The following is a 21439-nucleotide window of genomic DNA, read 5'->3' on the forward strand; positions in this document are numbered from 1 at the left end:
CCCTCCCCGGCGCTCGACACCCATGCAACGCCGGGCGGAGCCGAGGTGGGAGGCGAAGTCCAGGGGGGTGCCGCCAGCACCCCCCTCGCAGCACCTGGCACCACCGCACCGGGGGTCGTAGCGTCGATGCCGTGAGCAAGGAGAACCAGGTGGAGATCGGCGCGTTCCTCGCGTCGCGGCGCGCGCGGATCACCCCGGACCAGGTCGGCCTGCCCGTGTACGACGCGACCAAGCGCCGCGTCCCCGGGCTGCGGCGGCAGGAGGTCGCGACCCTGGCGGGACTCTCGGTCGACTACTACACGCAGATCGAGCGGGGCAAGGTCAACACCGTCTCGGAGGGCGTGCTCGATGCCGTCGCCCGCGCCCTGCAGCTCGACGAGGCCGAACGCTCCCACCTGTTCGACCTGCACCGCAGCGTGATCACCGGGCCGCAGCGGTCGCGTCCCCGCCGCGCGAGGACCGTTCGGCCGATGGTGCAGCGCGTGCTCGACGCCATGGCGGTGCCCGCGTTCGTGCGCAACGCCCGCCAGGACCTGGTGTGCGCCAACCGGCTCGCCTACGCGTTCTACTCGCCGCTCTACCCGGATCCGCTGCACCCCGATCCGAGCAGGCCGGTGAACTTCGTCCGCTTCTGCTTCCTGGACCCGGCGGCCCGGCAGTTCTACCCCGACTGGGAGCTCATGGCCGACAGCGCGGTGAACCTGCTGCGCACCGACGCGGGCCGGGACCCCTACGACCGCGGCATCTCGGACCTCGTCGGTGAGCTGTCCACGCGCAGCGACGAGTTCCGCACCCGGTGGGCGAAGCACAACGTGCGCCTGCACCACACCGGCAGCAAGGACTTCCACCACCCCGTCGTGGGTGACGTGACGGTCACCTACGAGACGATGCCGCTGCCCGCCGACCCCGGTCTGGTCCTCACCGCCTACAGCCCGGAGCCCGGCACGCCGTCGGCCGACGCCATGACCCTGCTCGCCACCTGGGCCGCCACGCGGCTCACCGGCACGGCGGCCGCGGGCGACGAGCCCGCTTCCGGGCAGGTCGGCTCCCCGCCCTCGCGCGGTGAACGCTGACGGTCCTCCGCGCGGCCGTCGGGTCCGCGGCGTCGGGGCGGGGGAGGTCGTCGTCGTGGCCTCGCGGGCGGTTCACCGGAACCGCGCCCCGGTGAGGTGCTCGGTTCGGCACGGCTCCGCCGATCGCCGGAGTCGGCGGCGCACCGCGGACGGGGCTGGCGGTCCTCCGGCCGCGGGGACGAGTCCGGTCCGGCGACCGCGTTGCGGGTGCGCCGCGTTCGCCGGGACCGCCCGGTTCCACCGCTGCACCCGCAGGGACCGTCAGGGGAGTTCGGCGAACGCCTCGTCCAGGTCTCGCACCGCGCCCGTCGACGCGGAGGTGGCGAGCGCCGCGTACACCCGCAGCGCCTCGCTGATGGGCCGGACCCGCGCGGCCGGCCGGAAACCGCCCGGCCGCTCGCGCACCGCACCGCGCCGCCGGGCGAGCTCGGCATCGGGCACGTCGACGGAGATCGCCCGCCCCGGGATGTCGATGGTGATCGGGTCGCCGTCGCGCACGAGGCCGATCACCCCGCCCGCGGCCGCTTCCGGGGAGACGTGCCCGATCGAGAGCCCGGCGGAGCCCCCGGAGAACCGGCCGTCGGTGATCAAGGCGCAGGAGGTGTCCAGGCCGCGTCCTTTGAGGAATGACGTGGGTTGCAGCATCTCCTGCATCCCGGGGCCGCCGCGCGGGCCCTCGTACCGGACCACGAGGACGTCGCCGGGTTCGACCCGGTCGCCGAGGATGCCCTCGGTGCACTCCTCCTGGCTCTCGAACACCTTCGCCGGGCCGGTGAACCGCAGCATCGAGTCGGCGACCCCGGCGGTCTTGACCACGCAGCCGTCGAGCGCCAGGTTCCCGGACAGCACCGCCAGCCCGCCGTCGGGCGAGTAGGCGTGCTCGGGCGAGCGGATGCAGCCGTTCTCCCGGTCGGTGTCGAGGTCCGGGTACCGCTGCGTCGAGCTGAACGGGGAGATCGTGCGCACTCCGCCCGGAGCGGCGCGGAAGAACCGGGCCTTGTCCGGCGCGGCCGCGGCCGACCGGACGTTCCACGCGTCGAGCTGCTCGCCCACCGTGGCGCCGCTGATGGTCGGCAGCGACCGGTCGATCAGCCCGGCCCCGTCCAGTTCGGCGAGGATGGCCTGGATTCCGCCCGCCCGGTGCACGTCCTGCACGTGGTAGTGGCTGCTCGGCGCGACCTTGCACAGGTTGGGCACCGAGCGGGACAGCTCGTCGATGTCCGCCAGCGCGAAGTCGACGCGGGCTTCGCGGGCGGCGGCCAGGATGTGCAGGATCGTGTTGGTGGACCCGCCCATCGCGAGGTCGAGGGCCATCGCGTTGCGGAAGCCGGCCCGGGAGGCGATCGAGCGCGGCAGCGCGGTCTCGTCGTCGTGGTCGTAGCAGCGCCGGACCAGCTCCATCGCGGTGCGGCCCGCGTCGGCGCAGAGGGCGCGCCGGTCGGTGTGCGTGGCCAGCAGCGTGCCGTTGCCGGGCAGGCCCAGGCCCATCGCCTCGACCAGGCAGTTCATCGAGTTCGCGGTGAACATGCCCGAGCAGGACCCGCAGGTGGGGCAGGCGCTGTCCTCGACCGCCGCCAGTTCCTCGTCGGACAGCCGCTGGTCGGCTGAGGCGGAGAACGCGCTGATCAGATCGAGGTCCTGGGTGCGCAGTCGTTCGGGGATCGAGGCCGGTGCGCGGCCGGCTTCCATCGGGCCGCCGGAGACGAACACGGTCGGGATGTTCAGCCGCAGGGCCGCCATCAGCATCCCCGGCGTGATCTTGTCGCAGTTGGAGATGCACACCAGCGCGTCGGCGCAGTGCGCGTTCGTCATGTACTCGACGGAGTCGGCGATCAGCTCGCGGCTGGGCAGGGAGTACAGCATTCCGAGGTGGCCGTTGGCGATGCCGTCGTCGACGGCGATCGTGCTGAACTCGCGCGGCACGCCGCCGTGCTCGACCACCGCCTCGGCGACGACCTCGGCCACCTGGTTCAGGTGCACGTGCCCCGGCACGAACTGCGTGTAGCTGTTGGCGACGGCCACGATCGGCTTGCCGAGGTCACGCCGCGCCACCCCGGCCGCCATCAGCAGGGACCGCGCTCCGGACATGGATCGGACACCGGTGATCGTCGCTGATCGAAGTGCTCCCATCCCGCCAGCGTAGCAGTCAATTGGTCATAATTGACCTGCTGGAAACACCATTTGATTATCGATGTGGGATCATGCTGAACGTATGATCGTCATGCCGGTGAACGGAGCTGCGGGATCAGCCGACCGGCCGGTCGAGCTCGTCCTCGTCCTCCTGCCGGCCCGCGGCGCCGACGCTGTCCAGCACGATCATGGCCTCGGTGTGGACCACGCCCTCGACGCCGCGCAACGTGCCCTGCAGGAGCTCCCGCAGGTGGAACGCGTCCCGGACGTAGCACTCGACGACCAGGTCCCACGATCCCGTCACCACCCAGACCGTGTGCACCTCGTCCAGGTGGGACAGCGCCTCCGCGCAGCTGTCGCTGTGCTGGTCGTCGTTGGTGCGCACCACCACCAGCGTGTGCATGTACCCGAGCCGGGCCAGGTCCACCTGCGCGTGGTAGCCGGTGATGACCTCCGCCGCCTCCAGCCGTGCGATCCGCTCGCCCACGGCTCCCGGCGAACGGTTCAGCTCCCGGGCGATCGCCCGCACGGACATCCGCGCGTCCGCGCGCAACAACTCCAGGACCGATCGGTCCAGCTCGTCGAGGACGACCGGTCCTGCCGCCGCCTGGTGGTCGACCGGGGCCGCGCGCACCTTCTCCGTCATCGAACGCTCCTCCGCTGCCGGTGTCGGATGACACTTGACGATGTTTCGGCGCGCACATCGTACGTCTGTTCCGCGTGGTCGCGGTGCTGTTCGCACTGCCGTGCGCCCCTAGATCGCACGACTTGCACGATTGACATGGATTACTGGACTGACCAGCATGCTGATGTCACCCAGATCCAGTGACCGGGGCCACCGCCGGTAAGTGCTGGAGCGAGAACCCGTGAGGTGCGGCCGGAGGGACGAGCGCGTCCGCCCGGCTGTCGCACTGCGCCCGCTCCCTGCTGCGGCGGACCGGCCGACCAGGTCTTCCGCGCACCGACGACGGACTCCGGCCGACCGCCGAGCTCCGCCGTCGGGCGAGAACCACCGGAGCCACCAGCTCTTCGGTGCCGAGACGGAGGCAGAGATGGACCAGTGGACCGGCTGTCCGGAAACCGAGACGTCACCCCGACCCGAGGTCGACGTCGCCGACAGGATGCTCATCAGCCTGCTCCGGTCGAACGCCTGCGCCGATGCGGACGACCTGGCGAGCCGGGTCGGCCTGTCCCGGGCCCAGGTGCGCGTGCGGCTGCGGCGGCTGGAGCGCTCGGGGGTGGTGCGCGGCTACCACGCGCGGATCAGCGCCCGCGCCGCCGCCGAGGGCTGCGTGCTCGCCTTCGTGCGGTTCACCGGGGACGGACGTCCCACCGCGGGCGAGCTGAGCGGTCTCGCGGGGGTGCAGCGCGTGCACGCCTTGTCCTCCGGTTGGGACTACATGATCGAGGCGGCCGAGTCCTGCTTCGCCGCGTGCGGTGACGCGCTGCTCGGGCACCCGGCCGACATCGCGCTGGTTCCGGTGGCGCACGGTCGGCAGGGGGCGACGACCGGCACGACCGGCGGACCGTCGGCGCTGCCGCGGTTGACCCAGACGATCCGGTGACGGCGCGGACCGGGCGGCCCGCCCGGGCGGTGCACCTGCGGGGCCGGGGCATCCGCGCAGGTCGACCTGTCTATGCTGCGCACGTCGGCGCCGCTTCGCGGGTCGGCGAACGCGGAGAAGCTGCTGTCACGCAACCGACTCGACGAGTGGAGTGCGAAGGTGCCCACCCCGAAGTTCGCACCGGTCGCCCGGACGCGCGCGCACGAGGCGGTCAAGGCGCAGATCGAGGAGAAGATCCTCCAGGGGCAGCTCCAGCCCGGCGACCGCCTGCCGTCGGAACGCGAGCTGTGCGCCCAGATGGGCGTGAGCCGGCCGACCGTCCGCGAGGCGATGCGCACGCTGGAGAGCGCGGGAGTCGTGGTCCTGCGCCCGAACGATCCCACCGGCGGCGCCATCGTCCGGATGCCCGACGGCGCCAACCTGGAGCGTTCGCTGCTCGACCTGGTGCGGTACTCCCAGCTCTCGCTCGGCGACCTGATCGGGTTTCGGATGCTGGTCGAGACGACCGCCTGCCACCTCGCCGCGCAGCGCCGCGACGAGGCCCAGATCGACGGCATCGTCCGGGCCCAGCGGGCCGTCGAGACGACCGTCGAGAGCGGCACGAACGAGGAGTACATCGCCGCGGACGTCGAGTTCCACGTCTCGGTCGCCCGCGCCTCGGGCAACCGGCTGCTGGAGCTGTCGACCAGCGCCGTGCGAGCGGCGATGGCCGGGCTGATCGGCGACGCCACTGTGAAGGGCGGTGCCGTCGTCAAGCACGACTTCGTCCGCAGGCACGGCGCCATCGTCGACGCGATCCGGCTCGGGGACCCGGACCTGGCCTCGTCGTGCGCCCGGCGGGACATCGTCGACTACTACCTGCCGCTGGTGGACGGCGACGACGAGCGCACGCTGAGCGCGCTGGAGGCGTTCGTGGCGGCGGCCACCTCGAACGCACCCCCGACGGCGGTGTAGTGGACGCGCGGTCACCTCTCCGGTGCCCGCGAGGTGGTGGGCCGGTGCGCGCCGTCGGCGGCGCCGCGCCGGTGCGGCAGCAGGACGCTGACCGAGGCCAGGACTCCCAGCGCCAGCTGCAGGATCCACGCGTGGCCGAAGGTCCGGGCCGACGGCTCGGAAGCCACGATCGCCACCAGCAGGGCCACTCCGACCGCACTGCCGATCTGGCGGCTCATGTTCAGCACCGCGCTGCCGGTCGTGGCGCGGTCGGGCGCGAGCGCACCGGCGGCGGCGAACAGGGGCGCCTGGGAGAGGCCGCCCGAGACGCCCATCAGCACCAGGCCGGGGAACATCGCCGACCAGTAGGCGGGGACGTCGGTGACGGTCAGCAGCCAGTACCCCGCCGCCGCGGACATCGTGAGGGTGCCGACGGCGGCGGGCAGCACGCGGCCGAACCTGCGACGGAGGGGGCCCGCGTTCATCGCGAAGCCGACCGAGACGATCGGAGCCGCGGCGATGCCGATCCCGGCCTCCAGCACGCTGAAGTGCCACACCTGCTGGAGGAACAGCGCTCCGCCGAACAGGTAGACGGCGAATCCCGCGAACAGGCTGAACAGCGCGAACACGGCGGCGGTGAACTCCCGGTCGCGGAACAGCGCGGGTTCGACGACCGGTGCCGCCGCGGTGAAGCCGCGCCGCACCGTGACCGCGGCGAGCACCGCCGCCGCGGCGAACAGCCCGATCGTCCACGGGCTGCCCCAGCCCCACTGCGGACCCTGGGTGGTGGCCAGGACCAGCGAGCTCACCGCGGCGAACAGGGTCGCGGTGGACACCACGTCCGGCAGGGGGCGACCGGCCGGTTCCCGGACCTCCGGCAGCAGCCGGACGCCGCCGACGAGCGTGAGGGCGCCGATCGGGAGGTTGATGAGGAAGATCCACCGCCAGTCCAGGCTGGCGAGCAGCCCCCCGAGCGGCGGCCCGGCCATGGCGGCCACACCGGCCACACCGGCCCACAACCCGACGACCAGAGCGTGCTGGCGCGGCGGGAAGCTGGGGTAGAGCAGGCCCAGCGACGGCGGCACGCTCATCGCCGCACCGACCGCCTGCACGGCCCTGGCGGCCACCAGCACCGGCAACGTGGGCGCGAACGAAGCCAGCGCGGAACCGGTGGTGAACACCGCGACCCCGGCCAGCAGCATCCGCTTCCGGCCGTGCAGGTCCGCCAGCCGACCCGCGGGCACCAGCAGCGCGGCGAAGACGATGGCGTAGGCCGACAGCACCCAGGACATCGCCGCCGTCGACGCCCCGCCGAAGGACCGCCCGATGCCGTCCACGGCTACGTTGACGATGAAGAAGTCCAGCTGGGCCATGAACGCCACCGCGCTCAGCACCGCCATGATCAGCCAGCGGCGCGGTGCGCCGCGTTCGTCCGTCGCTTCCGGACTCCCGCGGCCGTCGCCGGAGGATTCAGCCCCGGTGTCCACGGACATCACCACCTTCGTCGATCTGAAATCCGAGCAACGGCGCGGAGAACCGGGCCGACCGTGGGCGAAACCCTTCCGGCCCAAGGGAAAGAGCGAGATTGTTCCGCGATCGTGCCACGAAGGTCTGGAAGGCGTCGGCCCGCGTGCGGTAACTTCGCTCGGCCACGCGGTATCGACCGTCGTACCGGCAGCGTTGCCGGGGCCGCCTGGCGTGGAGGAACGATGCTCTCGCGCATAGCAGCATTCAGTCAGCTGGTCGGTCGTTGGTTCCCGTTGATCGTGCTGGTGGCCGGTGCGGTCGCGCTGGTCTTCCCGAGCTTGTTCGCGGGGTGGACCTCGGTGGTGCCGTGGTTGCTGGCGGTGATCATGCTGGGGATGGGCATGACGTTGGAGCCGCGGGATTTCGCTTATGTGGCACGTCGTCCGGTGGCGTTCGCGATCGGGGTGGTGGCGCACTTCGTGATCATGCCGCTGCTCGCGTGGCTGCTGACCCTGCTTCTCCCGCTGAGCCCCGAGCTCGCGGTCGGGGTGATTCTGGTGGGCTGCGCTCCCAGTGGTACTTCGTCGAACGTGATGGTCTTCTTGGCGAAGGGGGACACGGCGCTGTCGGTGGCGATGAGCAGCGTGTCCACTCTGGTCGCGCCGGTGGTGACGCCGTTCCTGGTGCTGTGGTTGGCGGGGAGTTATCTGCCGGTGGATCCGGGGGCGTTGATCGTGGAGATCCTGCAGATCGTGCTGGTGCCGGTGATCCTCGGTTTCGTCCTGCGCCGGGTCGCGGGGCCGGTGGTGGCGAAGGCGTTGCCGGTGCTGCCGTTGATCTCGGTGGTCGGGATCACGGGTGTGGTGGTCGCGGTGGTGTCGGGCAGTGCGGACAAGCTGTTGAGCGTCGGTCCGATCGTGGTGCTGGCGGTGGTGCTGCACAACCTGCTGGGTGTGGCGCTGGGTTATGTGGCGGCCAGGGTGGTCGGGATCGATGAGGCGGCGCGGCGGGCGATCGCGTTGGAGGTCGGGATGCAGAACTCGGGCCTGGCGGCGAGCCTGGCGTCGACGTACTTCTCGCCGGTCGCGGCGTTGCCCGGGGCGATCTTCTCGGTGTGGCACAACATCTCCGGTTCACTGGTCGCCACCTTCTGGGCCCGGCGGCCCGTTGCGGTCGCCGGGGACGAGCAGAGCCGGATCGCGAGCGACGAGCGGTGACGCCGCCGGCTCAGGGCACCGGCCGGGCACCGCGCCGGAGGCCCTGAGCCGCGGCGCGCACCAGGGCCGAGGCCTGGTCGGCGTCGAGGCGGGGATCGCACAGCGGCTGAGCACCGCCCACTTCGGACGTGTCCTCGTCCACGCACTCCCGGACGTCGTCGGGCGTGCATTCCAGGTGCAGCCCACCCGGGTGCGCCCCCGCCTCGGCGAGCACGTCGAACCAGCCGTCGAGCTCGGCCAGCAGATCGGTGACCCGGCGGGTCTTGATCCCCGAGGGGAGCCGGATCGTGTTGCCGTGCATGGGATCGCACATCCAGACCACCGGATGCCCGGCCGCGGACACGGCCGCGACGAGCTCGGGCAGGACGCGGCGGACGGCGTTCGCGCCGAACCGGGTGATCAGGGTCAGGCGGCCCGGTGCCCGCTCCGGATCGAGCCGGGCGCAGAGGGCCACGAGCTCCGTCGGCGTGACCGCGGGTCCCACCTTGACCCCCAGCGGATTCGCCACCCCGCTCAGCAGCTCGACGTGAGCTCCACCGAGGTCGCGGGTCCGCTCGCCGATCCACGGGAAGTGGGTGCTGGACAGGAACCACTGCTCGCTGGCGGGATCGTTGCGCAAGGTCGCCCGGTCGTAGGGGAGCAGCAGGCACTCGCGGCTGACCCACAGCTGCCCGGCCGGGTGCGCGTGCAGGGTGCGGAGCAGGTTGAGCGTGGTCGCCGACCGGTAGTAGCCCTGCAGGAGCCGCGCGGCGTCCGCGCGCCGCGCTGAGGCCGTGGGTGCGGCACCGTTGACCATGTGCCCGCGGAACACCGGGAGCGCCCGGCCGTCCACGAGTTCGGTCGGTGCGCTGCGCGGCTTCGCGTACTGCCCGGCGATGCGTCCGATCGCGACGGCGGGCCGACCGGAGATCTCCGCGAAGCCGCGTGCGAGCCGGGCGATGAGCCGGCCTCGACTCGTGATGTGCTCGGTGGTCGCGTCCTCGAAGGACTCGGCGCAGTCGCCCGCCTGGACGACGAACGCATCGCCGCGCGCCGCGTCGGCCAGCTCTCGGCGCAGGTTCGAGATCTCGCCGGGCTGCACCAGGGCGGGCAGGCTGCGCAGTTCCGCCACGGCCCGTTCCAGCTCGACGGGATCCCACGCGGGCTGCTGCTGCGCGACGCGCGAACGCCAGGAGTCGGGCGTCCACGGGGTGTGCTGGGCCTCGGCCGTACGACTGTGGATCATGCCGGCCCGACCTGGGCCGCGGCGGTGCGCCTGCCTGCTGCCGAACCGGTTCGGCAGCCGTCGATGAGGTTCGCGATGACGCGGTGCCCCACCTCGCCGTCGAGCGACAGCAGGGATTCGGGGTGGAACTGGACCCCGGCGACCGGGAGCGCGGGGTGCTCGACGGCCATGGCGACGCCGTCGTCGGTCGCGGCGGTGACCCGCAGCGGTGGCGGTACCTCGTGCGAGGCGACGTAGAGCGAGTGGTAGCGCCCGGCGGTGAACCGCGCGGGCAGTCCGCGCAGCAGCGCGCCGCCGCCGCCGACCGCGCGAATCTCCGACGCGCGGCCGTGGACCGGATCGGGGAGCACGCGCAGGTGCCCGCCGAAGTGCTCGACGACGCCCTGCATCCCGAGGCAGACGCCGAACACGCCGGCTCCTGCCGCGAGCGCGGCGTCGATCGTGCCGCTCATGCGGAACGCCGCCGGTCGGTCCGGCCCGGGGGAGAGCACCACGAGATCCGTGCCCTCGTCGAACCCGGTCAGCGAGGACCACCTCCGCGTGACGACCTCGCAGCCGTTCTGCCGCAGGTAGCCCGCGAGCGTGTGCACGAAGGAGTCCTCGTGGTCGACGAGCGCGATGCGCGGACCTCGTGCGGTGACCCTGGTCCCGCCGTGCGGACCGACCGGCCGCTCGGTGCGCGGGGGAGGGGCCGCCCGGCCGCGCAGCGCGTCCAGCACGGCGGAGGCCTTGAGGCGCGTCTCGGCCTCCTCGGCGTCGGGGTCGCTGCCGATGAGCAGCGTCGCTCCCGCGCGCACCTCGGTCGTCGTGTCCGTCAAGCGCGCCGTCCGGAGGGTCAGCGCCGTGTCCATCGCTCCGTCCGCAGTGGCGTAGCCGACCGCGCCGCCGTACCAGCGCCGAGCCGAGGTCTCCCAGCGCTCGATGAACTCGGCGGCGGCCCGCTTCGGCGCACCGCTCACCGTGGCGGCCCACATGTGGCTGAGGAAGGCGTCCCACGCGTCGTAACCGCGTTCGAGATCGCCCTTGACGTGGTCCACGGTGTGGATCAGCCGGGAGTAGAGCTCGATCTGGCGCCGGCCGACGATCCGCACCGAGCCGGGGACCGCGACGCGGCTCTTGTCGTTGCGGTCGACGTCGGTGCACATCGTCAGCTCGGCGGCCTCCTTCTCGGAGCCCAGCAGCGCGGCCACGTTCCGGGATTCCTCGATCGCGGACGCGCCCCGCGCGATGGTGCCGGAGATGGGGCAGGTCTCCACGACGCCGTCGGCGACCCGCACGTACATCTCCGGTGAGGCACCGACGAGCGACTCGCCGCGACCCAGGTTGATGAGGAAGCCGTACGGGCTGGGGTTCGCGGCGGTGAGCCGCTCGAAGACCACGCTCGCGGACTCGCCGCCGCGGTCGGCGGTCAGGGTCTGGCTCAGCACCGTCTCGAAGGCGTCGCCCGCGTGGAACTTCGACAGCGCCGCGCGCACCCCCGCCCGGTAGTGCCCGGGATCGGCCAGCGCGGGCGGGTCGGGGGCCCGGCGAGTACCGGCGAGGTCGACGGTCGCGACCGGCGCGGAGGTCCCGGTCGGACCGGAGAAGGCGTAGTCGACCTCGACCGCCAGCTCGCGCTCGGGATCGGCCACGATCACCGAGGCGGGCAGGAACGCGACGATGTCCCGGTAGCCCGCCGGACGGCGGTGGCTCCGGGTGATGGGGTCGAACCCGAGCATCAGGTCGTAGCCGAAAGCCCCGTACCAGCCCAGCACCGGCTCATCGGGATGGGCGAGGGCCCGGGTGAGCGTGCGCAGCACGCCGACCGTCGACGGTTGCCGGGTGCGCTCCTCCTCGGCGAAGCCGGTACCGGCGGGGGCGACGGCGCCGTGCAGTCCGGATCCGTCGGGCAGCACCGCGAGTCCACGCACCTGCGGGTCCGCCACCAGCGCGGTGGTGGCCAGCTCCAGCAGCGGGCCCGCACCCGGGTCGAGGGCGAGCACGCGGAACGCACGCCCCCGGGCCTCGAAGGCCAGCGCCACCCGCTGCGTGGCGCGGGTCCACGGCGAGTAGCGCCCCGGTTGGGTCACCGACCCGTGGAACAGGGCACCCGGCGCGGAATCCAACGCGGCGGCGACGCGGCTCAGCGACCTCGACGCGGCGTTCGGCCCGGGCAACGGGCGAGCGCGCCGCTCGACGTCGAGACCACCCGCCGTCCGGTACCGGGTGGCGCTGTGCGCGCCCTCCTCCAGCGCCCGGTCGATCCAAGCGAAGTCCACGCGCATGACCACTCCACAGATCAGAAGGTGAGGAACGTGTCGTCGAGCGGCTCAGGAGGTGGCCGAGCCGCCGGTCATCCGGCGCAGCGGTGCTCCCACCGCCTCGATCGCGTGCGCCCCGGCGGTGGACCGCGCCGTCCGGAAGTGCGGGCGACCGCCCTGGTCCTCGGCCACCCACTCCGCGGCGAACCCGCCGGACCTGATGTCGGCGAGCACGGCCTCCATCGAGGAGCGGACGTGCGCGTCGATCACCCGCGGCCCCCGGCTGTACCCGCCGTACTCCGCGGTGTCGGAGATGTGGTCGGTCATGGCGGCCAGGCCGTGCCGCTGGATCAGGTCGACGGTCAGCTTGAGCTCGTGCAGGCATTCGAAGTACGCCGATTCCGGTTGGTACCCGGCGTCGACCAGCACCTCGAAGGCGGTCTTGATCAGCTCGGTGACGCCGCCGACCAGCACCGCCTGCTCGCCGAACAGGTCGGTCTCGGTCTCCTCGGCGAAGGTCGTCTCCAGCGCTCCGGCCCGGGTCGCGCCCAGCGCGTCGGCGTAGTCCAGGGCGAGGGAGAACCCCGAGCCGGTGGCGTCCTGCGCCACGGCGACCAGCGCCGGGCAGCCGCGGCCGCGCTCGAAGCTCTCCCGCACGTCCCGGCCGGGCGCCTTCGGGGCCACCATCACCACGTCGACCTCGCCCGGTGCGGTGATCAGGCCGTGGTGCACGGCGAACCCGTGGGCGAACACGAGCGCGTCGCCGGGGTCCAGGTTCGGCCGCACCGATTCGGTGAACACCGCGGGTGCCAGGGTGTCCGGCACCAGCACGACGATCACGTCCGCCCACCGGGCCGCCGATGCGGTGTCGGTCACGGTGAAGCCCTCGTCGCGGGCGGTGGCCACCGACGCCGAATCCGGCCGCAGCCCGACCTGCACCGCGATCCCGGAGTCGCGGAGGTTGTGCGCGTGCGCGCGGCCCTGCGAGCCGTAGCCCAGCACCGCGACGCGGCGGTCGGGCAGCAGGGGAACGCGCTCCTCGTCCGCGTAGTGCACGGTCGCCGCGTCGTTCGTCGGCCGGGTCATCGCGCCACCGTCCTCGGGGGGTTCGACGTCGTGCGGGGCAGGTGTTCCCGGCGCGCGCGGGTCGCGTCCGGACGGGGGAGGGCGGGCCGGTGGCCCGCGAATTCGGCCATCACGCCGGGACCTCCGGGATCGAGGTCGTCGGGCGGCTGCGGTCGGCGAGGTCCTGCAGGTCGCCGCGCAGCGCGTCGAGGAGGTGGTCGGGGTGCGGGGACAGCGCGCGCAGGACGAGCGCCCGGCGCAGCGGGCCGTGCACCGCGGCCTCGCCGGTCAGCCCGATCGCGCCGTGCAGGTGCACCGCGGAGATCGCGACGTCGGGCGCGGTCGTGGCCGCGAGCCCGCGCGACAGCCGCGCGTCGGTCGCGGTGCCGGTGGCCGCCGCGAGCAGCACCCCGGATCGGGCCAGCTCGACGGCGCAGTACATGTCGGCCAGCTGGTGGGCGACCGACTGGAAGGACGCGATCGGGCGCCCGAACTGGGTGCGCTCCCGGGCGTACGCGGCGGCGAGGCCGAGCGCGCGGTCCGCGACCCCCACCAGGGCGGCGGCCACGGCGATGTCCTCGACGACCGCGAGCCGCTCGGCCACGTCCGCGGGCAGGCGGACCGGCACGGCGGGTGCGTCCGGTTCCGCGGTGCCCCGCCACCGGCGCACCGCGGGATCGGTGAGCTCGGTGCCCTCGGCGGATCCGGTCGGGCGCAGCACCCATTCGGCGCCGGGTTCCCGGCGTTCGAGCAGCACGTCCGGCGGGGAGACCGCGACGACGTCGAACCGCCCGCCGGACCCGGCGACGACGGTGCCGGGCGGGGAGTCCGGGGCGAGCCGCGCCCGGATCCAGCCCGTGACGGCCGCCCCGGCGGGCCATCCCGCCGTCCCCTCGCATTCCGCGGAGAGGCAGCCGAGCGCGAGTTCGGTCAGCACATCGCGGTCCACATCGGATGCCCCTGGATTGTCCACTTCGGACGATGTCGTGGTGCGTTCCGCCCTCATGCGGGAAGTCCCAGGACGTGGCGGGCGATCGTGGTCCGCTGGATCTCGCTGGTGCCGCCCTCGATGGCGTTGCCGATGCCCCGGTAGAGCTCCAGCAACCACCCGGTGGCCATCCCGCCGGAGGGCGCCAGCGCGTCGAGCCCGCCCAGCAGCACCGCGTGCTCGGCGACCTGCCGGGACAGCTCGCCCCAGAGCAGCTTCTCGGTCGAGGCGACCGGGCCCGGCACCCCGTCGGCCGCCAGGTCGGCCACCTTCCGGTAGGCGAGGCCGCGCAGGGCCTCGGCCCTGGCGTGGAAGTCGGTCAAGGCCATCACCTCGGTCGGTGGCAGGTCCGCGGCCGATCCGCAGGCCTCGATGCGTTCGGAGATCAGGCGGGCCAGCGCTCGGCGCAGCGCGCCGACCCGCGTCAGGGTGGAGAGCCCCCTGGCCAGGGACAGGCTCGTCATCAGCACGGACCAGCCGCGGTCGAGCTCCCCGACCAGGGCGTCCGCTCCGACGCGGACGTCGTCGAGCACGATGTCGGATTCCTCGGCGTCGCCGTAGAGCATCGGGACGGGCCGCACGCTCACCCCGGGGCGCGCGAGCGGCACGATGAAGCACGAGAGGGCCTTGTGCCGGGCCTCGGTGCTGCCGGTGCGGGCCAGCACCAGCACCTGGTCGGCGAACCGCGACCAGCTGCTCCAGCGCTTGCGCCCGCGCAGCACGAAACCGTCGCCGTCCGGCGTGGCCCGGGTGGTCACCGCGGCCAGGTCCGAACCGGCTTCCGGCTCCGAGAAGGCCTGGCACCACACGGATCCGCCGTCCAGGATCGCGGGAACGTGCTCGGCCCGCTGCTCCGCGCTGCCGCAGGCCACCAGCGTGGGTGCCACGAGCTCGACCCCGACCCAGTTCGCGATCGGCGGGGCGTCGGCCGCGGTCAGCTCGTCGATCAGGACGGCCCGGTGCAGCGCGTCGAGCCCGCGCCCGCCGAGTTCGGCGGGCAGGTCGACCCCGATCCACCCACCGCGGTGCAGCGTCCGGTGCCAGGCGTGGCGCCACCAGAACCGGTCCTCGACGCCGTCCGGTTCCGGGGTGCGGGGCAGGTTCTCCGGCAGCCATGCGCGCAGCCGTCCCCGGAACTCCGCGCGGACGGCGTCGTCGATCAGCACCGAGGTGAGTCCCTCGTCGGCGGTGTGGCCCATCGTCGCCGCCCTCACCTCGCGGCCAGTTCCGCGCCGCACGCCCCGCACCACCGGAACGTCGCGGGCAGGTCCGCGGTTCCGCAGCCGGGGCACGATCCCACCGGCGGGCCGTGCGGGAACTCCGGCGACTCGTCCCGGGCCGCGCGCTCCCGCAGCCCCGTGCGGTCTGCGGGGCGCTTGTCGAGGAACGACCCCATGCCCCGGCGGGTCTCGACGGAGCCGCTGTGGATCGCCAGCCATTCGCCCGCGAGCGCCGCGCTCGCGGCCCACGCCGCCTCCTTGGCCTGGTTGACCAGGGCGCGGGTGAACCGGAGCGACTCCGGGAAGGTGTCGGTGAGCCGCCGCGCCGCGGCGTCGACGGCGGCGTCCAGCTCCGCGGCGGGCACGACCTTGTTGATCAATCCCCAGTCCCGCGCCGTCTCGGCCGGGAGGTCTTCGGAGAGCAGGACGACCTCGCGGGCGCGCCGGTCGCCGATCATCAGCGGCAGCCACTGCGTGACGCCGATGCCGGAGACGCTGCCGACGAGGGGGCCCACCTCCCGGATCACGACCTCGTCGCAGGCGATCGCGAGGTCGCAGGCGAGGGCGAGCTCGTTCCCGGCCCCGACCACCAGTCCGTTGAGCCGGGCGATCGTCGGCTTGCTGCAGCGGACGATGGACGTCTGCATGGCGATGAACTCGCGCACCCACGGGACGTAGTCGCGCGGGCGGCGGCACAGCTCCCAGTGCTCGTGCAGGTCGGCACCCGCGCAGAACGCCTTGCTCCCGGCGCCGGTGATCACGATGACCGCCACCGAGTCGTCCCGCTCGGCCACCCGCAGCGCGTCCTGGATCTCCTGGAAGGCGAGGAAGTTGAGGCTGTTGAGGGCTTTCGGGCGGTCGATCGCGATGATCGCCTGCCCCTCGCGCCGGGTGTAGGTGATCGTGCTCGCCTCGGCGGGTCGATCCTGCTGCGGTACGCGCGCCATCTAGCAACCCCTCGGCCAGACCGGACAGTTGTGAGCGTGTGACCAAAAAATGTCGATATCAGTGTTCAATTGTATTCACGATAAGCGCGTCGGCAAGCCGTTTGACTGGTCCGGTCGCGTGATCCGGCCGCTCTCCCGGGGCGTCCGTCATCCCGCGCCGGGCCCGTGCGGGGATCCGGTGGGGTTCCACCTGGCGTGGCGGGTGCGGACCGGGCCGTGCCGGACGAGGTCCAGCCGCGGAGGCGGCCCGTCGGTGCGCCCCGTCCGCGGCGGCCGCGAACCCGCCGCGAACGGGTCCGGCCACACCGCGGCGGGACCCGCGTAGTCCTGCTCCGCTGCGGCGTGCAGCGTCCAGTGCGGGTCGTGCAGGTGCGGTCTGCCCAGGGCGCACAGGTCGGCGCGCCCGGCCAGCAGGATCGAGTTGACGTCGTCCCAGCTGGAGATCGCCCCCACCGCGATCACCGCGGGCCCGCCGTGCGGCCGGCCGACGGAGTTGCGGATCCGGTCGGCGAACGGGGTCTGGTAGCTCCGGCCGAACTCGGGGGTCTCCTCGCGCACCACCTGGCCGGTCGACACGTCGATGGCGTCGGCACCGCGCTCGGCGAACGCGCGGGCGATCTCGACCGAGGCGTCCGCGTCGACGCCGCCCGGATACCAGTCCGTCGCCGAGATCCGCACCGACATCGGCCGCTCCGCCGGCCACGCCTCGCGGACGGCGTCGAAGACCTCCAGCGGGTAGCGCAACCGCCCGGCCAGGTCGCCGCCGTAGCGGTCGGTGCGCCGGTTCGACAGCGGGGAGACGAACGACGACAGCAGGTAGCCGTGCGCGACGTGCAGCTCCAGCAGGTCGAACCCGCAGCGGGCGGCGGCGCGGGCGGAGGCGGCGAACTCGTCCCGGATGCCGCGCAGCTCATCCGTCGTCAGCTCGTGCGGCACCGCGTTCGCCGCGGAGTACGGGATCGCCGACGGCCCCACCACCGGCCACCCGCCGGTGTCGAGCGGCTCGTCGATCCCCTCCCACATCAACCGGGTGGAGCCCTTGCGCCCCGAGTGTCCCAATTGGACACCGATCCGGGCTCGGGTCGAGGAGTGGACGAAGTCGACCACCCGGCGCCACGCGGCCTCCTGCTCGGCGTTCCACAGGCCGGTGCACCCCGGCGTGATCCGCCCGGTCGGCGAGACGCACACCATCTCGGTCATCACCAGTCCCGCACCGCCGAGCGCCTTGCCACCCAGGTGCACGAGGTGGAAGTCCGACGGCACCCCGTCGCGGGCCGAGTAGACGTCCATCGCCGAGACGACGACCCGGTTCGGCAGCGCGAGACCACCGATCCGGACCGGAGTGAACATCGGCGGGACGGGATCGGCTCCGGCGCCGCAGAACCAGCGCTCGGCGCTCTCGATGAAGGCCGCGTCCCGCGTGCGCAGGTTGTCGTGGGTGACGCGGCGGCTGCGGGTGAGCAGGTTGAACGCGAACTGCTCCCGGTCCTGGCCGACGTAGCGGTCGATGTCCTCGAACCAGGCCTGGCTCGCCGCCGCCGCGCGCTGGGTGGAGGCGACCACGGGCCGCCGCTCCGCCTCGTACGCGGCGAGCGCGGTCCCGACGTCCGGTTGCTCGTGCAGGCACGCCGCCAGCGCGAGCGCGTCCTCCATCGCCAGCTTCGTGCCCGACCCGATGGAGAAGTGCGCGGTGTGCGCGGCGTCGCCGAGCAACACCAGGTTGCCCGCGCGCCAGCGGTCGGTGCGCAGGGTCCGGAACCGCGACCAGCGCGAGGCGTTCGCCAGCAGCGCTGCGCCGCCGAGCAGGTCCGCGAACAGCTCCCCGACGAGCTCGATCGACGCCAGGTCGCTCTCGCCGGGCTCCGGATCGCGGGCGCAGCGGTCGTGGAAGAGGCGCTGCCAGACCGGTTCCGAGGTCTCCGCCACGATCGTCGAGGCGCGGTCCGAGTAGGGGTAGCCGTGCAGCTGCACGACACCGCAGGGGGTCTCCGCGACGTCGAAGGTGAACGCGGGGAAGACCCGGTCGGTGCCGAGCCACATGTACCGGCTGCGCCCGGTGGCGATGCGCGCGCCGAAGTCCCCGGCGCGCGCCGCCCGGACCGCCGAGTTCACCCCGTCGGCCGCGACCACCAGGTCGTGCTCGGCCTGCAGCACCGCGACGTCCGGGCACCGGGTGCGGTAGTGCACGGTGATCCCGAGCTCCGCGCAGCGGCGCTGGAGCACCCCCAGCAGCTCCCGGCGGCCGATCGCGGCGAACCCGTGCCCGCCCGACGTGGACACGGTCCCCCGGTGGTGCACGTCGATGTCGTCCCAGCGCGCCATCCGCTCCGACATGGCGGCGAACACGGCCGGATCCGCCTGCTCGATCCCGCCGAGGGTCTCGTCGGAGAGCACGACGCCGAAGCCGAACGTGTCGTCCGCGGCGTTCTGCTCCCACACCGTGATGTCGTGCGGGCCGAGCTGCGCCAGCAGGGCGGCCAGGTAGAGGCCGCCCGGGCCGCCGCCCGCGATCGCGATCCGCATGCCCGCCACCTCAGACCGCCTCGCGGAGCGCGGACCGCTGCAGCTTCCCGGTGCTGCTGCGCGGCAGCGCGTCGACGAAGTGGATGCGGCGGGGGTACTTGTACGGGGCGATCAGGTTCTTCACGAACGCCTGCAGCTCGGCTGCGGTGGCCGTGTCCCCCGGCCGGAGCACGACGTGGGCGGTGACGACGTGGCCGCGTTCCGCGTCCGGGGCGCCGACGACCGCGCAGTCGGCGACCGAGGGGTGCTGCTGGAGCGCCTGCTCCACCTCCGGCCCGGCCACGTTGTACCCGGCGGTGATGATCATGTCGTCGGAACGGGCCTGGAACCGGTACCGGCCGTCGGCATCGCGGACGTAGATGTCGCCGGTGCGGTTCCAGCCGTGCACGACGTACTCCCGCTGCCTGCGCCCGCCGAGGTAGCGGCAGCCGGTCGGCCCCCGCACCACGAGATGACCCGGCACGCCGTCGGGCACGCTGCGGCCGAGGTCGTCGACGACGTCGACCCGGTACCCGGGAACCGCCCGGCCGGTGGTCCCGGGCCTGCTGTCCGCGTCGGCGGCCGAGATGAACACGTGCAGCATCTCGGTCGATCCGATCCCGTCGATGAGGCGGATCCCGGTGGCCGCGTGGAAGCCGTGCCACACCGACGCGGGCAGCGGCTCACCGGCCGACACGCAGCGGCGCAGGCTCGCCAGCCGCTCGGGCCGGCCGTCGCCGGCGAGCGCGCGGTAGGCGGTGGGGGCGGTGAACAGCGCCGTGGCGCGGTGCGCGGCCACGTGCTCGGCGAGCTCCTCGGACGTGGCGCGTTCGAGCAGCAGCGCCGCGGCACCGGCCCGGAGCGGGAAGACCAGCAGCCCGCCCAGCCCGAACGTGAAGGCGTACGGCGGCGTCCCGGTCACCAGGTCGTCCGGGCGGAGCGCCACGACGTGGCGGGCGAAGGTGTCCGCGATCGCGAGCAGGTCGCGGTGGAAGTGCATCGTGACCTTCGGCTCGCCGGTCGTGCCGGACGTGCAGGCCAGCAGCGCGACGTCGTCGGCCGAGGTCGGCACGTCGTCGAACGGGCCCTGCCGGGCCGCGCGCACCGCGAGGTCGTCGGGGCCGTCACCGCCGAACGGCACGATCGGCATCCCGGTGATGCCCGCGGACGCCAGCGCAGCCGCGAAGCGGTGGTCGCACAGGGCCACCGCCGGGCAGGTCAGCCCGCCGATGGTGGCGAGTTCGCCGGGCCGGAGCATCGCCGCCGTCGTGACGGCGACCGCCCCCGCTTTGAGCACGCCGAGCCAGGCGGCCGCGAGCCACGGGGTGTTCGGCCCGTGCAGGACCACGCGGTTCCCCGGCACGACGCCGAGCTCCCGGGTCAGCGCGGCGGCCACGCCGGTGGCGCGGTCCCGCAGCTCGCCGTAGGTCCACGAGACGTGGTTCGGCTCCGGGGCGAGCAGGGCCGGGCGGTCCGGCCCGTACCGCGCGATCGTGGCGTCGATCAGCTCCGAGCCCGCGTTCAGCCGCGCGGGGTAGTGCAGTTCCGGCAGCTCGAACAGCAGCTCCGGCCAGTCCTCCTCGGCGGGCAGCCGGTCCCGGCAGAAGGTGTCGATGTGCGCGGACGGGTTGAGGGACGACGTCGGCACCACGGCCAGGTCCTCCTCGCTCGCAGGTGACTAGGGGTTCCGCGGCTCGGCGTCGAGCACGGCGATGCCTTGCAGTTCGACCAGGGCCGCGCGATCCCACAACCGGGTCACCCCGATCGCCGCGGTCGCCGGGTAGTGCGCGCCGACGTGCCGCCGCCAGACCGCTCCCAGTTCGCGGCCTGCGGCCCGGTAGGCCTCGACGTCGACCAGGTAGATCGTCAGTTGGGCGAGGTCGTCCGGGGTGCCGCCCGCGGCGCGCAGCGCCGCCACCAGGTTGGCCAGCGCGCGGTCGAACTGGTCGAGGACACCGGGGTCGGCGATGCGCCCCTCGGCGTCGGTCCCGGTCTGCCCGGCCAGCAGCACCATCCGGCCCTCGGCGACGACGGCGTGGCTGAACCCGGAGGGCCGGGCCAGCTCGGGGGGATTCACGCGGTCCATCACGAGTGCACCCCGCCGCCGTCGACGACGATGCCCTGGCCGTTGATCGCACCGCTGGCGACGCAGACGGCCACGACGTCGGCGACCTCCTCGGCGGTGATGAGCCGGCCGATCGGTTGCTTGGCGGCCAGGACCGCTCGGGCAGACGCGAGGTCGCGGCCGGTGCGGGCGCTGATCGCGGCCACCGTGGCGTCGGTCATGGGCGTGTCCACGTACCCGGGGCACACGGCGTTGACGGTGACGCCCGTCCCGGCCAGCTCCGCCGCCGCGCTGCGCACCAGCCCCAGCACCCCGTGCTTGCTGGCGGAGTAGGCGCTGACGTAGCGCTCGCCGCGCCGGGCGGCCACCGAGGCGATCGACACCACCCGGCCCCACCCCGCGTCGGCCATGGGCGGGGTAGCCCGGCGCAGCAGGCGGAACGGGGCCGTCAGGTTCAGCGCGAGCATCTGCTCCCACTGCTCATCAGTGGTCGACGCCAACGGGGCGGACGTCCCGGCTCCGGCCGCGAGCACCAGGACCTCGACGTGCCCCCACCGGGATTCGACCGCGGTGCACGCGGTTTCCGCGGCATCCGGGGAGGTCAGGTCCAGCGGCAGGGTGAGGGTCGGCCCCGGCAGCTCGGCGGCGACCGCCTCCAGCTCCGAGGCGGTGCGGGCGGCCAAGGCGACCCGGTTCCCCGCGGCACCGAGCCGCCGCGCCACCGCAGCCCCGATCCCGCGCCCCGCCCCCGAGACGAGGCAGGTTCGTGGCTCTAGCCGATTGGTCATGATTTGAAGGTAAA

General features: G+C 73.5%; 17 protein-coding genes. 4 read left to right on the top strand and 13 right to left on the bottom strand.

Annotated features, from left to right (window positions below):
• Window positions 1-131 precede the first annotated feature (131 nt).
• Window positions 132-1073 carry a helix-turn-helix transcriptional regulator gene (locus tag AC29IT_RS16815; RefSeq protein ID WP_358444406.1) on the top strand — a complete coding sequence of 314 codons (942 nt, stop codon included), beginning with the start codon at window positions 132-134 and terminating at the stop codon, window positions 1071-1073.
• A gap of 261 nt (window positions 1074-1334) precedes the next feature.
• On the opposite strand, the gene ilvD is transcribed toward AC29IT_RS16815, so the two are convergent.
• Together ilvD and AC29IT_RS16825 are read right to left on the bottom strand one after the other, a co-directional pair.
• Window positions 1335-3203, bottom strand: coding sequence for a dihydroxy-acid dehydratase (gene ilvD, locus AC29IT_RS16820; RefSeq protein ID WP_488219339.1), 1869 nt, complete (start codon window positions 3201-3203; stop codon window positions 1335-1337).
• Between the two features lie 115 nt (window positions 3204-3318).
• Window positions 3319-3849, bottom strand: coding sequence for an Lrp/AsnC family transcriptional regulator (locus AC29IT_RS16825; protein ID WP_488219340.1), 531 nt, complete (start codon window positions 3847-3849; stop codon window positions 3319-3321).
• A gap of 406 nt (window positions 3850-4255) precedes the next feature.
• On the opposite strand from AC29IT_RS16825, the gene AC29IT_RS16830 reads away from it, so the two are divergent.
• Together AC29IT_RS16830 and AC29IT_RS16835 are read left to right on the top strand one after the other, a co-directional pair.
• On the top strand, window positions 4256-4768 hold the full coding sequence (locus AC29IT_RS16830) for an Lrp/AsnC family transcriptional regulator (RefSeq protein WP_488219341.1): 513 nt from the start codon (window positions 4256-4258) through the stop codon (window positions 4766-4768).
• Between the two features lie 159 nt (window positions 4769-4927).
• The gene (locus AC29IT_RS16835) at window positions 4928-5722 is read left to right on the top strand and encodes a FadR/GntR family transcriptional regulator (RefSeq protein ID WP_488219342.1); all 795 of its coding nucleotides are present in this window, start codon (window positions 4928-4930) and stop codon (window positions 5720-5722) included.
• 11 nt (window positions 5723-5733) lie between these two features.
• Here AC29IT_RS16835 and AC29IT_RS16840 read toward each other — a convergent pair whose 3' ends face one another.
• Window positions 5734-7194: an MFS transporter gene (locus AC29IT_RS16840; protein WP_488219343.1), complete on the bottom strand. Its 1461-nt coding sequence runs from the start codon at window positions 7192-7194 to the stop codon at window positions 5734-5736.
• A gap of 54 nt (window positions 7195-7248) precedes the next feature.
• Here AC29IT_RS16840 and AC29IT_RS16845 point away from each other — a divergent pair, with 54 nt between their 5' ends.
• Window positions 7249-8385, top strand: a complete 1137-nt coding sequence (locus AC29IT_RS16845; RefSeq protein WP_488219344.1) for a bile acid:sodium symporter family protein — start codon at window positions 7249-7251, stop codon at window positions 8383-8385.
• Between the two features lie 10 nt (window positions 8386-8395).
• On the opposite strand, the gene AC29IT_RS16850 is transcribed toward AC29IT_RS16845, so the two are convergent.
• The 10 genes from AC29IT_RS16850 to AC29IT_RS16895 form a co-directional block, all read right to left on the bottom strand.
• The gene (locus AC29IT_RS16850) at window positions 8396-9610 is read right to left on the bottom strand and encodes a 3-deoxy-7-phosphoheptulonate synthase (RefSeq protein WP_488219345.1); all 1215 of its coding nucleotides are present in this window, start codon (window positions 9608-9610) and stop codon (window positions 8396-8398) included.
• The gene (locus tag AC29IT_RS16855; RefSeq protein ID WP_488219346.1) at window positions 9607-11874 is read right to left on the bottom strand and encodes an anthranilate synthase component I; all 2268 of its coding nucleotides are present in this window, start codon (window positions 11872-11874) and stop codon (window positions 9607-9609) included. Before AC29IT_RS16855 ends, AC29IT_RS16850 begins: the two co-directional genes overlap by 4 nt.
• A gap of 45 nt (window positions 11875-11919) precedes the next feature.
• Entirely contained in the window at window positions 11920-12936 is a 1017-nt protein-coding gene (gene ilvC / locus AC29IT_RS16860; RefSeq protein ID WP_488219347.1) for a ketol-acid reductoisomerase, read from the bottom strand.
• Window positions 12937-13045: 109 nt separating this feature from the next.
• A complete protein-coding gene (locus tag AC29IT_RS16865) occupies window positions 13046-13921 on the bottom strand; it encodes an acyl-CoA dehydrogenase family protein (protein ID WP_488219348.1) in 876 nt (291 codons plus the stop codon).
• A complete protein-coding gene (locus AC29IT_RS16870; protein ID WP_488219349.1) occupies window positions 13918-15102 on the bottom strand; it encodes an acyl-CoA dehydrogenase family protein in 1185 nt (394 codons plus the stop codon). The genes AC29IT_RS16865 and AC29IT_RS16870 overlap by 4 nt, the downstream gene beginning before the upstream one ends.
• Window positions 15103-15113: 11 nt before the next feature.
• Window positions 15114-16070, bottom strand: coding sequence for an enoyl-CoA hydratase/isomerase family protein (locus AC29IT_RS16875; RefSeq protein WP_488219350.1), 957 nt, complete (start codon window positions 16068-16070; stop codon window positions 15114-15116).
• A 147-nt stretch (window positions 16071-16217) separates the two neighbouring features.
• Entirely contained in the window at window positions 16218-18593 is a 2376-nt protein-coding gene (locus tag AC29IT_RS16880) for a bifunctional salicylyl-CoA 5-hydroxylase/oxidoreductase (RefSeq protein WP_488219351.1), read from the bottom strand.
• Between the two features lie 10 nt (window positions 18594-18603).
• Window positions 18604-20220, bottom strand: coding sequence for an AMP-binding protein (locus AC29IT_RS16885; RefSeq protein ID WP_488219352.1), 1617 nt, complete (start codon window positions 20218-20220; stop codon window positions 18604-18606).
• Between the two features lie 30 nt (window positions 20221-20250).
• Complete coding sequence (locus AC29IT_RS16890) at window positions 20251-20658, bottom strand: RidA family protein (protein WP_488219353.1); 408 nt, start codon at window positions 20656-20658, stop codon at window positions 20251-20253.
• Complete coding sequence (locus AC29IT_RS16895) at window positions 20658-21425, bottom strand: SDR family NAD(P)-dependent oxidoreductase (RefSeq protein WP_488219354.1); 768 nt, start codon at window positions 21423-21425, stop codon at window positions 20658-20660. The genes AC29IT_RS16890 and AC29IT_RS16895 overlap by 1 nt, the downstream gene beginning before the upstream one ends.
• Window positions 21426-21439 lie beyond the last annotated feature (14 nt).

The organism is Saccharopolyspora sp. MMCC62 (genome assembly GCF_057736575.1).